This is a genomic window from Megamonas rupellensis DSM 19944 (assembly GCF_000378365.1).
GTDB lineage: Bacteria > Bacillota > Negativicutes > Selenomonadales > Selenomonadaceae > Megamonas > Megamonas funiformis.
In genome coordinates this window covers 108099-122358 of record NZ_KB899566.1, presented here as the reverse complement: position 1 = coordinate 122358, position 14260 = coordinate 108099, and the positions used below count along the sequence as shown (strand labels likewise).

The window sequence follows — 14260 nt, the reverse complement described above, 5'->3', positions numbered from 1 at the left end:
ATGGCTGTTAATCTGCTCTTATGAATGGAGGTTTTTTTATGGAACTCAGTGGAGTACAACTTATAGCTATTTTTATCGTTTCAGCAATAGCTGGTATGGGCAGTGTTCTTGATGAATTTCAGACACATCGTCCATTGATAGCATGTACATTAGTTGGTGCAATTTTAGGTGATATGACAACAGGCATTATAATCGGTGGTACTTTGGAAATGATTGCACTTGGTTGGATGAATATCGGTGCAGCTATGGCACCTGACGCAGCACTTGCTTCTGTTATTTCTACAATTCTTGTAATTGCTGGTCATCAAAGTATCGGTGCAGGTATTGCGATTGCTATGCCACTTGCAGCAGCAGGTCAGGTATTAACTATTATCTGCCGTACAATAACAGTATTTTTCCAACATAAAGCAGATGGTTTTGCTCAAGAAGGTAATTTAAGAGGTATTGATATCTGCCATTTAGGTGCATTATTACTTCAAGCTTTACGTGTAGCTGTTCCATCTTTACTTGTAGCTATGTACATTGGTACAGATGCTGTTCAAGGTTTATTAAATGCAATTCCTCCAGTAATCACAGGTGGTCTTCAAGTTGCTGGTGGCTTCATCGTTGTAGTTGGTTATGCAATGGTTATTAACATGATGAATGCTGGTTACTTAATGCCATTCTTCTTCCTCGGCTTTGTTACAGCAGCATTTACTGAATTCAATTTAGTTGCATTTGGTGTAATTGGTCTTGTTTGTGCAATTGTTTACATTCAGCTTAGCCCTAAATATCATCAAGTGGCAGCTCCAGCAGCAGCAAGCGCTGGCAGTGCAAAAAGTGATGTAGATGATGATCTTGATGATGAATTAGACTAAGAGGAGGTTGAAGATTATGAAAAAATTAAGTTCAAATGATTTATTCTGGACCTTTATTCGTTCAAATTTCCTTCAAGGTTCATGGAATATGGAACGTATGCAGGCACTTGGTTTCTGCTTTGGTATGGTTCCTATTATTAAAAAACTATATGAAGGCGAAGAAAGAAAACAAGCTATTAAAAGACATCTAGAATTTTATAATACACAGCCATTCGTTACAGCTCCAATCATTGGTGTAGTAGCAGCTATGGAAGAACAAAAAGCTAATGGTAAAGACATTCAAGATGGTGTTATCAACGGTATTAAAGTTGGTATGATGGGACCTCTTGCAGGTGTTGGTGACCCAATCTTCTGGGGTACTCTTCGTCCTATTTGTGCAGCTCTTGGTGCTTCTTTAGCTATGGGCGGTAGCTTACTTGGTCCTATTTTATTCTTTGTATTATTCAATGTAGTACGTTTACTTATTCGTTGGTATGGTATTAAATATGGCTACACTAAAGGTACTGATATTATTCAGGACGTAGCTGGTAATACTCTTCAAAAAATTACAGAAGGTGCTTCTATCTTAGGGTTATTCGTCATGGGGGCACTGGTAAATAAATGGACAACCGTTAATATTCCAGTAGTTATTTCTGAAGTAACTATGCAAGATGGTAGTGTAGTTACAACTACTGTTCAATCTATCTTAGACCAATTAATGCCAGGTCTCGTACCACTTTTACTTACATTCTTATGCATGAAACTCATGAAGAAAAAAGTCAATGCAATTTGGATTATCTTTGGCTTATTCGCTGTAGGTATTATTGGTTACGGTTTAGGTATTCTTAAATAAGTTCCCCGACCAAAATTAATATAAAAAATGGTGTTGATATTTTATCAACACCATTTTTGTTTTTACGTATTTAATTTTTAGTATTTGGATTGAATATATTTAATTGTGGAAGTGCATCAATTAGATTTAATTCAAAAGCATATTGATAAAATAAAGATAAAGCTTTGAGTTGTTCTTCTTGTAATTTCCATTGAATTATATGAAGATATTCATCTAATTGCGTGAAAGAAAATGGCTTATCTGTAGCGATTTCTTTTATAGCCTGATGAAGGTTGGTAAAACCATTGGCAAAACCATTTTTTATATATTGCTGAATAATAGAGGTTTTTTGAGGATTTTCTTGTGCAAAATCCTTGCGCACTACCCATACTGCATATACCATGCAAAGATTAGTGAATTCTTTCCATTGTTGACCGATATCGTAATAATATAAATTCTTATCTTGATGATATTTTAAAAAGAGAGCGTCATCACCAATGAATAGAGAAGCGGTAGCGTTTTCATCAGAAAAAGGATTTTGAGGTGAAACTTTGGCAATAGAATAATCTGGTGTAGCGTGATAACGTTTATTCATGATTATTTTCAAAAGACAATGTGAAGTAGCCGATTGAGATGTGAGTAAAATCTTATCTGTGGTAATTTCATGAATAGGTTTTTTGCTGACTAAAATTATACTTTGTACAGGGCCATCAGCCATAATGCTAATATCGGGTAAAATCATTAATTTATCAAAATTGCGAGCATAAATGATAGATGAAACAGGACTGATATCCAATTTATCTTGCGTGATTGCTTGATTTAAATTAGCAGGAACATCTTTAAATAAATTGAATTTATCACTAGGATTTTTAGTGAATGTATAAGTTAAAGGAAGACAATTTAAATAATTTATATGACCAACATTTGGCTTTAACATATAGATACCTCTTTTATTTAAATAGATTATAAAAAATGTTATATTAAAATATTGTAAAAAATAGAATAATATAATATACTATTATATTATTTTAGCAAAAGAAATACAACAAAGGTGATTTTTGTACAGTTTGTATTGTATAATTAGATAAAAGTGGTATATTGATAGATATCATTTTTTTAGATATACATATACACAGTAAGCAGATTATATGTTAAAATTAATCTGTATATTTAGGCTATTTATAAGTTATTTAATTAAATAATATTATAATTTTCATTAAAATTTTGGGAGGAAATATCGTATATGACAAGAATTAAAGATGCAGTTGAACATATAGCAAAAGCTATAATAGCCCAAAAAGATTATTTAAATATGTTAGATAAAGCTATTGGTGATGGCGACCATGGCAATAATATGGCTATTGGTTTTGAAGCTGCTTTAGAAGAAATTGACAATATGAATGATGATGGAAATCCAGCAAAAGTTTTCAAAGCTATAGGTACAGCTTTTTCTGAAAATGTAGGCGGTGCAGCTGGTCCATTATATGCAGCAGCTTTCAACCGTGCAGCTAAAGCTTGTGATGAAAATACATCTTTTACAGTTGATTCTGTAATTAAAGTTTTAGGTGAAGCTATCGAAGCTATTAAAAAACGTGGTCGTGTAGAACCAGGTGAAAAAACAATGTTAGATGTTTTAATTCCTGTACATACAGCTTTTGTAAAAGGTAAAGAAAAAGATTTAACATTATTCCAATGTTTAGGTGAAGCATCAAGAGCTGCAAAAGAAGGTGCAGATTATACACGCACTATTTCTGCAAGCAAAGGTCGTGCAAGCTATTTAGGTATTAGAAGTATTGGTCATCAAGACCCAGGTGCTACATCTTCACTTATTATGGTTAGAGAATTATATAACTTTTTTCAACGTTAATAAGCAAAGGATAATTCATAAGTGTCTACTATGAGATTTTTTAGTAGGCACTTATATTTTTTATTAAAATGTTATTTTTACAGAAAAAAATATATAAAAAAAATAATCTGATTATTGCAATAAAATATTGACTGTGCTATAATAAAGACAGAAAGAAAAGCTATAGTGCTTAAAACAATTGAATGTAATGATATAAAAATAGTTTATGGAGAATGAGCAATAGAAATTATTGTACAGAGGAACTAAAAATTATTTATATAGAATGCATTCGAAAGGAGTGAGGGTTATAGCGGATTTGCAAAAAGGCTTTAATGAAAGTTGCACTTAGATATCTCGTGCTGTTGAAGAAAGCAAGTTTGTAAAGAAAAACTAGATTTTATAGATAGTAAGGCATTGCTAGTTAAAGTCTAAACTGATTTATAAGTGTGCACAAATAGTAACGTTACAAAATTTATTATTAATTCAAAAAGTGTATAATACGTATTAGGTGTATTTTAAGTTAGTTAGAATATTATAAAAGAATGTAAAAAGATGTATTTGGAATTAAATGCATATTACACACGTTAGCTGACTGATAAATACAGCAAAGACTTCTATCTTAAGGGAAGATTTGCAAAAAAAAAATTAAATAGTGAGGTAGTTTGATGTATACACAGTATACTAGATAAAAGACGATTAGCATGAAGATATGTTAATCGTCTTTTATTTTGCCATTATTTATTTTTTATTTTAAACGATAGAGATGTTTTTTCTTGCTTAAATATTTAATAGGCGGAGTAGTTATCGTTTCATTTTTAGTACTTTTTTTAATGATATGATTATGTCGGTCTACGCTTAAAACTAAGCCGATGCTAATCATATTTAAGATAAGTGAAGTACCACCATAACTGATGAACGGTAAAGGTACACCAACTACAGGAACAATACCGATAACCATAGCCATATTGCCAGTAGCTTGACCTACAATCAATAAAGTAATGCCACATACAAGCATTTTGCCAAAATTATCTTTAGTGCGTAGAGCAATTTTTATACAATAAAAAGCTAGCGCAATTAAGAGTAAAAAGACAATAAAAGCACCCATAAATCCTATTTCTTGGCAAAAAACAGCAAAGGCAAAGTCTGTATGAGATTCAGGTAGATAAGAATATTTACTAAATCCATGACCTAAGCCCATGCCAGAAAATCCTCCAGAACCAATAGCTAAGATGGATTGGACTATTTGATAACCATCTTCTTGAGAGCGAGACCAAGGGTCATACCAACTATTGATACGGTCTAAACGATATGGTTGGAAGGTTGCTAATAGTGTAAGTAAGATAAAACCAATACCACAGATTATACCAATCCATTTTTTGGATAGACCAGCAATAAAATACATAATGGTTGGAATACCAATGATGATAAGTGCGGTTCCCATATCAGGTTGAGCTTCAACAAAACCTGCAATTATTAGACATAGAAGAAATATGATATTTTTTTGTGGATTTACCGTTATAGGAATTTTTTTATCTATACATTGACCAAGATAAGAGGCACTGATGATAATGGTAACAATTTTGGCGATTTCAGAAGGTTGGAATTGCATAAATCCAAGTGATAGCCAACGCTTAGAACCATTTACAGTAACACCCATAATTAATACAGCACTTAAGGATAAAATCGTTATGACTGTAAGCAGTAAAGATTTATTTTTTAATTTTTTATAATTAAATCTAGAAGTTAAAGCAAAAGCGACAAATCCAATTAACAAACTTATTAAATGACGAATTAAAAAGAAATAGGGATTTTCAAAGTTAGTATAAGCGGTTATTAAGCTGGCACTACAAATATTTATAGTGCCAATGACAATCAGGATAAACATGATACAGGTGATAGCTTCCATATCATTTATCCAAAATTTTTGCTTAGTCAACATTATTTTTTATCCTGCTTAGTAAAAGTTACCTCACAGCGATTGATTTTTTCACCGAAACCGCTAAATTTACGTTCATATTCTGTCATAATATTGTTAGCTTGATATTCACTATTATGAAGGTCAAAAGTAAGTGCATTTACTTTTAAATTAGCAAGTTCAAATTGTTCTAATGAAAAATCAAATAGAGGTCTATTGTCGGTTTTAAAGAATAATTCCCCATTATCTTTTAAGAGTTTGCGATATTTTTCCAAAAATCCTATATGAGTTAAACGTCTTTTTGCATGACGAGCTTTTGGCCATGGGTCGCAGAAATTGATATAAAAACGGTCAACTTCATCTTCAGCAAAGATATTTTCAATTTGTTCGATATTAAATACCATTAAGCGAACATTAGTTAAGCCAAGTTCTTTTACTTTTTTAGCAGCATAGTATAAAACATCTTGTTGAAGTTCTATACCGATAAAATTAACTTCAGGATGAAGAGCTGCTGTTTTACTGATAAAATCTCCTTTTCCTGTGCCAAGTTCTACATAAAGAGGTGCCTGGCGGTCAAATACTTCATGCCAATGACCTTTAATTTCTTCAGAAGGACTTTGTCCTTTAGTATATACAAAATCATTAAAATCTAAAATAGCTTCATCAATCCAAGGTTTTCTTCGTAAACGCAAAATAATTCTCCTTTTTATAAATATATTCAAAGATTATTTTATCACAAAAGATTTATAAATACATGGTTTTTACATAAAAAGCTTCTGTTCTTTTTTAGAGTCGAGAACAGAAGCTTTTTGCTTAAAATAAGAGATTGCTTTCAACAATCATGCGAATACCTAATAAGAATAAAGAAATGCAAAGAAGTAAAATGATACTGCGAGGTTTAGTTTTCTTGGATAATCTAGCACCGATTTGAGCGCCGATTACAGCACCAAAACCAACAGCAAGAGCAGGTATCCAAACGATATGATTTAAAAATATATGAGATGTAACACCCATAAAAGAGGAAACAGCTAAGACAAAATGAGATGTTGCAGTTGCCATATGTGGTGGAAAAGCGAGGGCATAAATCATAACAGGAACATGAATGATACCGCCACCAATACCAAAGATGCTAGAGATAAAACCTACAAACATACTTAAAATAATACCGAGTTTTTTGCGAGCTATAAATAAGGTTTCATCAAAATTAGTAGCGATAGCTTTTTTATTAGATGAATTCCAATACATGATAGCAGAGATGATTAAGATAAAGATACCATAACTAAGACTGAAAGTAGGGCCTGTGAAATAATCACTGACAAGGCTACCTAAAATAGCTCCAGGAAGTGTAGCAATAGCAAAAGGAATGGCTGCTTTAAAATAAACGCGATGTTGTTTTATATAAGCATATGTCCCTGAAAGTGCATTTAAAAATACACCAAATAATGAAGTACCAACGATTTCAGGAGCACTATGAAAAATAGAAGGTGTGAGTGCAAAAGTAAAAAGTGGTATCATGATTAAACCACCACCAATACCTATTAAAGTACCAAATGTACCTACGCCAATACCGACGACAAATAATACAAGAATTTCAATCATAAAAAAACCTTACTTTCATATTTTGTAATTTATTATATTTTAGGCTATAAAACCAAAATGTTTAGCCACTAATTCATAGGCTGGCACAGCGATATTTTTGGTTTTTGCCATGCGAACAACTTCAAAAATGAGTCCATCAATTTCTGATTGACTGCCTTTTTGTAAGTCTTTTTGCATAGAAGCTGTAGTATCTGGTGTCATAGCATTTAATGTTTTTAAGTTTATATCAATGATATTTTCAGGAAGATTAATATTATAAGCTTTAGCTAGATTAATACAATCTTTTGTTAAGGCAATGAATAAATCTTGTTCTTTTCCTTGTTTTTGCATGATACCTGCTGGTATATCAAAATAAGCTCCACAACTAGCATAAGGGGAGATTAAAACGAATTTGCGGAAGGTATCTTCTGCGATATTTTCTGATAAGACAACGGAAATATTACTATTTTTAAGGTCTTGAGCAATTTGTTCTAATTGATTTTTTAATGGAGTTTTTCCACGTGTGCCAAAGACGATGCGGAAAATATTACCCTTTTGAGATATTTCTCCAGGTGCAGAAATATAGGCAACAATATAGATACATCCTTCAATTACATTTGTATGAGGTAATTTAGGTGCTAGTCTATAACCTGTACCATAGATATTTAGTATAGGAATGATGATGGTATTTTCCTTGCTTACTTTGGCTAAAAAAGGAATGATATCATCAAGAGCATATCCTTTGACAGAAATAAAAATTACATCAGGTATTTCATTTGTTTGAAGATATTGCTCTGTAGTCATTGCTTTTACGGGTTTTAAATTAAATTTACCAATTCTATCAGAATTGATGGTAAGACCATTTTCGTTGATGGTTTCAAGATGTTTTCCACGAGCGATAAAGGTTACATCGTGATTATTTTTAGCTAAAAAACTACCGATACAAGCTCCAGTTCCTCCAGTGCCGACAATGAGATATTTCAAGAAAATCCCTCCTTAAATATGATATAGTTATTATAGCAAAGTATAAAAGATTTTTCTTAATAAAATAAGAAAGTGAGATAAATAATATGACAGAGATTGATTATGTAAAAATTTTTAAAGCGTTATCTGATGAAATGAGATTAAAGATTTTACAAGAAATTGCAAAACATGAGGAAATTTGCGTTTGTAAATTAATGGAACAATTTGCTATAGCTCAAAGTAAATTATCTTATCATTTAAAATTATTGTTAGAAGCGAATTTAATAAAAGTAAAACCACAGGGAAAATGGAATTTTTATAGTATTAATAGTTCTTTATTGACAGAAGTATTTAGTCAAAAGGCGATAAAATTTTTTCAACATGAATAAATAGACTTGTCATATCAAAAAAAGTTGATATAATAAACATATCAAAAATATTTGATATGAGGTGAGATAATGTTTGATTTTTTTGTTGAACAAATACTAGGAATGCAATGGCTGAATGATTTAGTTTGGCAAGTCTTAGTAAATTATTTTAATGCAGATAAAAGTTCAAATTGGTGGTCTAGTATTCATTTTTTCTTTTATGATACGATAAAGATAACTATCTTATTAGTAACTTTAATTTATTTGATATCATATATTCAGTCGTATTTTCCACCAGAAAAGACAAAACGAATTTTAACGCATTTTGATGGTTTTACTGGAAATATAATTGCTGCACTACTTGGAACAGTAACGCCATTTTGTTCTTGTTCAAGTGTGCCTATTTTTATAGGTTTTACTAGAGCAGGATTACCTGTAGGCATGACTTTTTCTTTTTTGATATCTTCTCCTATGGTAGATGTGGCATCTATGCTTATGTTGATGTCATTTTTTGGACCTGAATTTGCTATTTTTTATACAGTTGTAGGCGTAATATTGGCTGTTGTTGGCGGTAAAGTCTTATCGATAATGAAGGTTGAAAAATATTTGAAAAAATATGATGGAGCAATTAGAGATTTTTATGCTGAATCAGAATATTTTAATCAAAGACAAAGATTAAATTATGCTTTAAATGACACTAAAATTATCGTGAGAAAAGTTTTTCCTTATGTATTATTGGGCGTATTAATAGGTGCAGTAATTCATAATTGGATACCACAAGAATTTATTTTAAGTATTTTGGGAGATAATAATCCCTTTGCTGTTATTTTAGCTACAATTATTGGCATACCTATTTATGCTGATATATTTGGAACTTTGCCAATCGCTGAAGCTTTGTATTTAGTAGGTGTGCCAGCTGGTACGATTTTAGCATTGATGATGGCGATAACAGCTTTATCACTTCCGTCACTTATTATGCTTAGCCAAGTATTGCAAAGAAAATTATTGTTTTTATTTATAGGTATTGTAAGTATAGGGATTATTTTTGTAGGCTATATTTTTAATTTTGTATTTTAAGATAGAGGTGTAAAATTTGTTAAAAGTAGCATTTATTTGTGTGCATAACTCTTGTAGATCCCAAATGGCAGAAGCTATAGCTAAAGAAATGGGAAAAGATGTTTTTGAAGCTTTTTCAGCAGGGACACAGTTAAAAAATCAAATAAATCCTGATGCAGTTCGCATTATGAAATCTTTAGGTTATGGTGATATAACAAAGGTGCAAAGACCTAAATTATTGCAGGAATTATCAGAGATTGATATTGTTATAACTATGGGTTGTAATGTAGCTTGTCCTATGATTAAATGTAAATATCGTGAAGATTGGGGTCTACAAGACCCTACAGGAAAATCTGATGAGGAATTTTTGAAAATCGTTGAACAGATAAAAGTGAAAATGAATAATTTAATAGCTAGAATAAATAATAAAGAGTTGTGATATTGAAATGGATTTTATAAAAATAGATAAAGAAAAATGGCAAAGAAAAAAAGTTTTTGAGCTGTATAGCAAAGATGTTCCGTGCACTTATAGCATGACAATCAATTTAGATATCACAGGTTTAAAAAATAAAATAGAGATAAAACAGCTAAAATTTTTTCCTGTAATTTTATATGGTTTGAGTAAGTTTGTTAATAAATATAAAGAATTCCGCATGGATTTAAATGAAGATGGAGAATTAGGATATTATGATGAGATAAATCCTATTTTTACAGTCTTTGAAGAAACGCAAGAACAGTTTTATCAAGTGTGGACAAAATATGATGATGATTTTGAAGTGTTTTATCAAAATTATTTATTGGATATGAAAAATTACCAACAGCAAGAGATAAAAAGCTCTAAATTATTATTAGAAAAAAATGTGTTTAATATTTCTTGTGTTCCTTGGGTTAGTTTTACAGGTTTTAATTTGAATTTAGTTAAAGGATATGATTATTATTTACCTATTTTCACTATAGGAAAGTATTTTGAACAAGGTGAAAAAATATTATTGCCATTAGCTATTCAAGTACATCATGGAGTATGTGATGGTTTTCATTTATCAAGATTTATAAATGATTTGCAAGAATGGTTGGATAAAACAGATGAAATATAAAAAAAGGCACTACAATTGTAGTGCCTTTTTATTTTTATTAGCCACGAAGATTTGCATTGAAATCTTTTTGAAGTTTAGCTACGATTTTTTCGATTGCTGGATCAATTTCAGCATCAGTTAATGTTTTATCATTGGATTGGAAAGTTAAGGAGAATGCTAAGCTTTTTTTGCCTTCTTCAACTTGTTTACCAGTGTAAACATCAAATAAAGTGATTTGAGTGAGATTTTGACCTGCAGCTTTAGTCATAGCTTTTTCGATATCAGCAGCATTTACATCAACATCTACGAGCATTGCAAGGTCACGGCTAGTTGCTGGATATTTTGGTAATGCTTTATATTTTAAATCTTTAGCCATGTATTTCATAACAGTAGTAGCGTCAAGTTCAAAGATATATACAGGTTTTGTAATACCATAAGCAGAAAGTACAGCAGGATGAACTTCACCAACTGTTGCGATTACATCGCGACCTTTTTTGAAGAGAGCAGTTTTGCCTGGGTGCATAGCGTAGTGTGTACCAGCTTCAACTGTATAACGAGTTACACGAAGGTTTGCAAGTAATTCTTCGATAATGCCTTTAGCATCGTAGAAGTCTACCATATCATTTGCTTGGTTCCAGCCCTGAGCATTGCGACGACCAGTGATAGCACCTGCAATTTTTACAACTTCATCTGGAAGTTCTGTTACAGGAAGTGCTTTAGGGAAGAATACAGAACCTACTTCAAATAAAGCTACATCATCATTTTTACGAGCAAGATTGCGAGCAAGATTATCAAAAATACTGCTGAGCAATGTTGTACGAACGAGAGGATATTCGTCAGAAAGTGGGTTCATGATAGGTACAGCTTTACGAAGAGGGCTATCTTGTGGAATGTTTAATTTATTGAATGTTTCTTCGTTAGTTAAAGCAAAGGAAATTGTTTCATAAAGTCCTTGGCTAGATAAGGAAGCTTTTACTTTATCGATAAATGTTTGTTTTGCAGATTGAGTCCCCTGCATAGAAACGCCATTTGGAAGAGTGGATTTAATTTTATCAAAACCATGTAAACGAGCAATTTCTTCGGAAATATCAGCCATGCAAGTTACATCATTTCTCCAAGATGGAACTTTAACAGTGATTTCATCATTTTCATCTTTTGTAACATCAAAACCAACGCTTGTAATGATATTAAGCATAACATCTTTAGCGATATTAGTACCGAGATGATTATTGATTTGTTCTGGTGTGAAAGTAACATAATTAGCTTGTTTTGGATTTGGATATACATCTACAATTCCTTCGCAAACAGTGCAAGCACCCATTTCTTGAAGTAATTGAGCTGCTCTGTCGAGGGCTTTAATAGTAGTTTCGCTATCAACACCACGTTCAAAACGACCAGAAGCTTCAGAAGAAAGACCGCAAGCACGAGCAGTTCTGCGGATACATGGACCATAGAAATCAGCAGATTCTAATACTACAGTAGTAGTAGTGTCTGTGATTTCTGTTTCGAAACCACCCATGATACCAGCAAGACCAGCAGCTTTTTCGCTATCAGCGATTACGAGCATTTCACCTTTTGCTTTGCGAGAAGTATCATCAAGAGTATGAAGTTCTTCACCTTCAATGGCACGACGAGCAATTAATTTTTTGCCTGTGATTTTATCATAATCATAAGCATGCATAGGATGACCAAGTTCAATCATAACGAAGTTTGTAACGTCAACTACATTATTGATGGAACGAATGCCAGCACCTTCAAGACGTTGTTGCATCCATTCAGGAGATGGGCCGATTTTTACATTTTTAAGCATACGTGTAGAGAAACGAGAGCATAAATCAGGGTCTGCGATTTCTACAGAGAAGATATCGTTTAATTTAGTGTTATCATCTTCATTAACTTTGATTTCAGGGAAATGTGGTTTATTGCCAGTGATAGCAGCAATTTCGCGAACAAGACCGAAAACACTGAAGCAGTCTGCACGGTTAGCTGTAAGTTCAAATTCCAATACAACATCATTTAAACCTAATACATCTTTAGCAGGAATACCTACAGGAGTATCACTAGGTAAAATGAAGATACCAGTTTTTTGTTCTTCAGGTAATTTTTCAAGGTCAAGTTTTAATTCTTGAGCGGAGCAAAGCATACCATTAGAAGCTACACCACGAAGTTTACCTTTGGAGATTTTCATGCCATTTGGCAAATGAGCACCTACCATAGCTACAGGAACAACTTGTCCTTCTGCTACGTTTTGAGCACCTGTTACAATGATGATATTTTCAGCAAGACCCACATTCATAGTGCAGATTTGTAAGTGGTCAGAATTTTGATGTGGTTCAAGCTTTTCGATGCGACCAGTTACAACTTTTTCTAAACCTTCGCCAGGGTCTACAACATTTTCTACAGGAATACCAGCCATTGTGAGTTTATCAGCAAGCTGCTCTGGAGTTTCAGTAAAATCTATATAATCTTTAAGCCATTTAATAGAAACTTGCATTAAATATAATCCTCCTTAATATTAGAACTGACGTAAGAAACGTACATCATTATCATAGAATAAACGTAAGTCATCAATGCCATAAGCGAGCATAGCAATACGTTCAACACCCATACCGAAAGCAAAACCGCTAACTTGTTTAGGGTCATAACCACTCATTTCAAGTACATGAGGATGAACCATACCTGCACCTAAGATTTCAAGCCAGCCAGTGCCTTTACATACACGGCAACCTTTACCTTTACACATAACGCAAGAGATATCTACTTCAGCACTTGGTTCAGTGAATGGGAAGAAGCTTGGACGGAAGCGAACTTTTACATCTTCACCGAAGATTTGTTGTAAGAAAGTAACAAGTGTGCCTTTGAGATCAGCAAAGCTGATGTTTTTATCAATGCAAAGACCTTCAACTTGAGTAAACATTGGGGAATGTGTAGCATCATAATCATCACGGCGATATACATGACCTGGAGCAATGATGCGAATTGGGCTATTTGGTTCATGAGCTTGCATTGTGCGAGCCTGTACAGGAGAAGTCTGACTTCTAAGTAAGATATCTTCTGTGATATAGAAAGAGTCTTGCATATCACGAGCTGGGTGATCTTTTGGAAGATTTAAAGCTTCAAAGTTGAAATAATCAGATTCAATTTGAGGACCTTCAGCGATAGAATAGCCCATGCTAGTGAAGATATTTTTTATATTGTTTAAGGTAACAGTTAAAGGATGAAGATGTCCTAAGCTTTGACGACGACCAGGAAGCGTAACATCAATTTTTTCTGTAGCTAAACGATTTGCAAGTTCAGCTGCTTTTAATTCTTCTTGTTTAGCTGCGATTGCAGTTTCTAATTCTTTACGAGTTGTATTTACCATTTGACCAACTACAGGACGTTGTTCAGGGCTTAATTTACCCATGCCACGTAAAATGCTAGTCAAAGAGCCTTTTTTACCAAGATATTTTACACGCACATCATTTAGTGCATTGAGATTAGAAGCGCTATTAATATCATTAATCGCTTCTTGTTGTAAACTTTTGAGTTCTTGTTCCATGATTTCACTCCTACAAAATTTTAACAAAAAATAAAAGCTCTCACCCCATGAAGGGGCGAAAGCTTGTTTCGCGGTACCACCCTAATTGATACTTAAAAGCATTAACGCTGCCAGACGCTATGACTACTTATTTTCACCATAGAAGCTCCAAAGTGAACTTCAATTAAATTTTCTTTTATTGTTCTCAGCCTAGACAATATTTTCTGTAAAAGAAATCTTAATTTACTCTCTTTATCATCGCTTAGTTATATT

14 protein-coding genes and 1 other annotated feature are annotated in these 14260 nt (G+C 32.7%); of the genes, 7 read left to right on the top strand and 7 right to left on the bottom strand.

Translation table 11 applies throughout. The features are described from left to right. The first annotated feature begins 38 nt into the window (after positions 1-38). Both F553_RS0100695 and manZ read left to right on the top strand, forming a co-directional pair. Positions 39-857 carry a PTS mannose/fructose/sorbose transporter subunit IIC gene (locus F553_RS0100695; RefSeq protein WP_018998591.1) on the top strand — a complete coding sequence of 273 codons (819 nt, stop codon included), beginning with the start codon at positions 39-41 and terminating at the stop codon, positions 855-857. 16 nt (positions 858-873) lie between these two features. Beyond that, on the top strand, positions 874-1689 hold the full coding sequence (gene manZ, locus F553_RS0100690; protein WP_018998590.1) for a PTS mannose transporter subunit IID: 816 nt from the start codon (positions 874-876) through the stop codon (positions 1687-1689). A 70-nt stretch (positions 1690-1759) separates the two neighbouring features. On the opposite strand, the gene F553_RS0100685 is transcribed toward manZ, so the two are convergent. After that, positions 1760-2605 (bottom strand): menaquinone biosynthesis protein, encoded by an 846-nt coding sequence (locus tag F553_RS0100685; protein ID WP_015563011.1) that lies wholly within the window; start codon positions 2603-2605, stop codon positions 1760-1762. Positions 2606-2911: 306 nt separating this feature from the next. On the opposite strand from F553_RS0100685, the gene dhaL reads away from it, so the two are divergent. Further along, positions 2912-3535 (top strand): dihydroxyacetone kinase subunit DhaL, encoded by a 624-nt coding sequence (dhaL, locus tag F553_RS0100680; RefSeq protein WP_008538994.1) that lies wholly within the window; start codon positions 2912-2914, stop codon positions 3533-3535. A 724-nt stretch (positions 3536-4259) separates the two neighbouring features. Here the strand turns inward: dhaL and F553_RS0100675 are convergent. The 4 genes from F553_RS0100675 to F553_RS0100660 form a co-directional block, all read right to left on the bottom strand. After that, positions 4260-5453 carry an FtsW/RodA/SpoVE family cell cycle protein gene (locus tag F553_RS0100675; RefSeq protein WP_008538992.1) on the bottom strand — a complete coding sequence of 398 codons (1194 nt, stop codon included), beginning with the start codon at positions 5451-5453 and terminating at the stop codon, positions 4260-4262. After that, positions 5453-6121: a tRNA (guanosine(46)-N7)-methyltransferase TrmB gene (gene trmB, locus F553_RS0100670; RefSeq protein WP_018998589.1), complete on the bottom strand. Its 669-nt coding sequence runs from the start codon at positions 6119-6121 to the stop codon at positions 5453-5455. Before trmB ends, F553_RS0100675 begins: the two co-directional genes overlap by 1 nt. A gap of 121 nt (positions 6122-6242) precedes the next feature. Next, complete coding sequence (locus tag F553_RS0100665) at positions 6243-7028, bottom strand: sulfite exporter TauE/SafE family protein (RefSeq protein ID WP_018998588.1); 786 nt, start codon at positions 7026-7028, stop codon at positions 6243-6245. A gap of 39 nt (positions 7029-7067) precedes the next feature. After that, entirely contained in the window at positions 7068-7991 is a 924-nt protein-coding gene (locus tag F553_RS0100660; RefSeq protein ID WP_018998587.1) for a ketopantoate reductase family protein, read from the bottom strand. An 86-nt stretch (positions 7992-8077) separates the two neighbouring features. Here F553_RS0100660 and F553_RS0100655 point away from each other — a divergent pair, with 86 nt between their 5' ends. The 4 genes from F553_RS0100655 (at position 8078) to catA (ending at position 10488) form a co-directional block, all read left to right on the top strand. Next, positions 8078-8359 carry an ArsR/SmtB family transcription factor gene (locus tag F553_RS0100655; protein ID WP_018998586.1) on the top strand — a complete coding sequence of 94 codons (282 nt, stop codon included), beginning with the start codon at positions 8078-8080 and terminating at the stop codon, positions 8357-8359. A 69-nt stretch (positions 8360-8428) separates the two neighbouring features. Further along, positions 8429-9415, top strand: a complete 987-nt coding sequence (locus tag F553_RS0100650; protein ID WP_018998585.1) for a permease — start codon at positions 8429-8431, stop codon at positions 9413-9415. A gap of 16 nt (positions 9416-9431) precedes the next feature. Next, entirely contained in the window at positions 9432-9833 is a 402-nt protein-coding gene (locus tag F553_RS0100645) for an arsenate reductase ArsC (RefSeq protein ID WP_018998584.1), read from the top strand. Between the two features lie 7 nt (positions 9834-9840). Next, complete coding sequence (gene catA, locus F553_RS0100640; protein WP_018998583.1) at positions 9841-10488, top strand: type A chloramphenicol O-acetyltransferase; 648 nt, start codon at positions 9841-9843, stop codon at positions 10486-10488. A gap of 37 nt (positions 10489-10525) precedes the next feature. Here the strand turns inward: catA and pheT are convergent, their stop codons facing one another. Both pheT and pheS read right to left on the bottom strand, forming a co-directional pair. Then, the gene (gene pheT / locus F553_RS0100635; protein ID WP_018998582.1) at positions 10526-12961 is read right to left on the bottom strand and encodes a phenylalanine--tRNA ligase subunit beta; all 2436 of its coding nucleotides are present in this window, start codon (positions 12959-12961) and stop codon (positions 10526-10528) included. Between the two features lie 21 nt (positions 12962-12982). Beyond that, positions 12983-14008, bottom strand: coding sequence for a phenylalanine--tRNA ligase subunit alpha (gene pheS / locus F553_RS0100630; protein ID WP_018998581.1), 1026 nt, complete (start codon positions 14006-14008; stop codon positions 12983-12985). A 48-nt stretch (positions 14009-14056) separates the two neighbouring features. Next, positions 14057-14255: a binding site (T-box leader), on the bottom strand. Positions 14256-14260 lie beyond the last annotated feature (5 nt).

What these genes read in the sequence shown, in the direction of transcription:
- F553_RS0100650 (WP_018998585.1), top strand. Translation starts at nt 8,429, where the DNA reads ATGTTTGATTTTTTTGTTGAACAAATACTAGGAATGCAATGGCTGAAT.
- dhaL (WP_008538994.1), top strand. Translation starts at nt 2,912, where the DNA reads ATGACAAGAATTAAAGATGCAGTTGAACATATAGCAAAAGCTATAATA.
- F553_RS0100685 (WP_015563011.1), bottom strand. Translation starts at nt 2,605, where the DNA reads ATGTTAAAGCCAAATGTTGGTCATATAAATTATTTAAATTGTCTTCCT.
- F553_RS0100655 (WP_018998586.1), top strand. Translation starts at nt 8,078, where the DNA reads ATGACAGAGATTGATTATGTAAAAATTTTTAAAGCGTTATCTGATGAA.
- pheS (WP_018998581.1), bottom strand. Translation starts at nt 14,008, where the DNA reads ATGGAACAAGAACTCAAAAGTTTACAACAAGAAGCGATTAATGATATT.
- catA (WP_018998583.1), top strand. Translation starts at nt 9,841, where the DNA reads ATGGATTTTATAAAAATAGATAAAGAAAAATGGCAAAGAAAAAAAGTT.
- F553_RS0100665 (WP_018998588.1), bottom strand. Translation starts at nt 7,028, where the DNA reads ATGATTGAAATTCTTGTATTATTTGTCGTCGGTATTGGCGTAGGTACA.
- pheT (WP_018998582.1), bottom strand. Translation starts at nt 12,961, where the DNA reads ATGCAAGTTTCTATTAAATGGCTTAAAGATTATATAGATTTTACTGAA.
- F553_RS0100695 (WP_018998591.1), top strand. Translation starts at nt 39, where the DNA reads ATGGAACTCAGTGGAGTACAACTTATAGCTATTTTTATCGTTTCAGCA.
- manZ (WP_018998590.1), top strand. Translation starts at nt 874, where the DNA reads ATGAAAAAATTAAGTTCAAATGATTTATTCTGGACCTTTATTCGTTCA.
- F553_RS0100675 (WP_008538992.1), bottom strand. Translation starts at nt 5,453, where the DNA reads ATGTTGACTAAGCAAAAATTTTGGATAAATGATATGGAAGCTATCACC.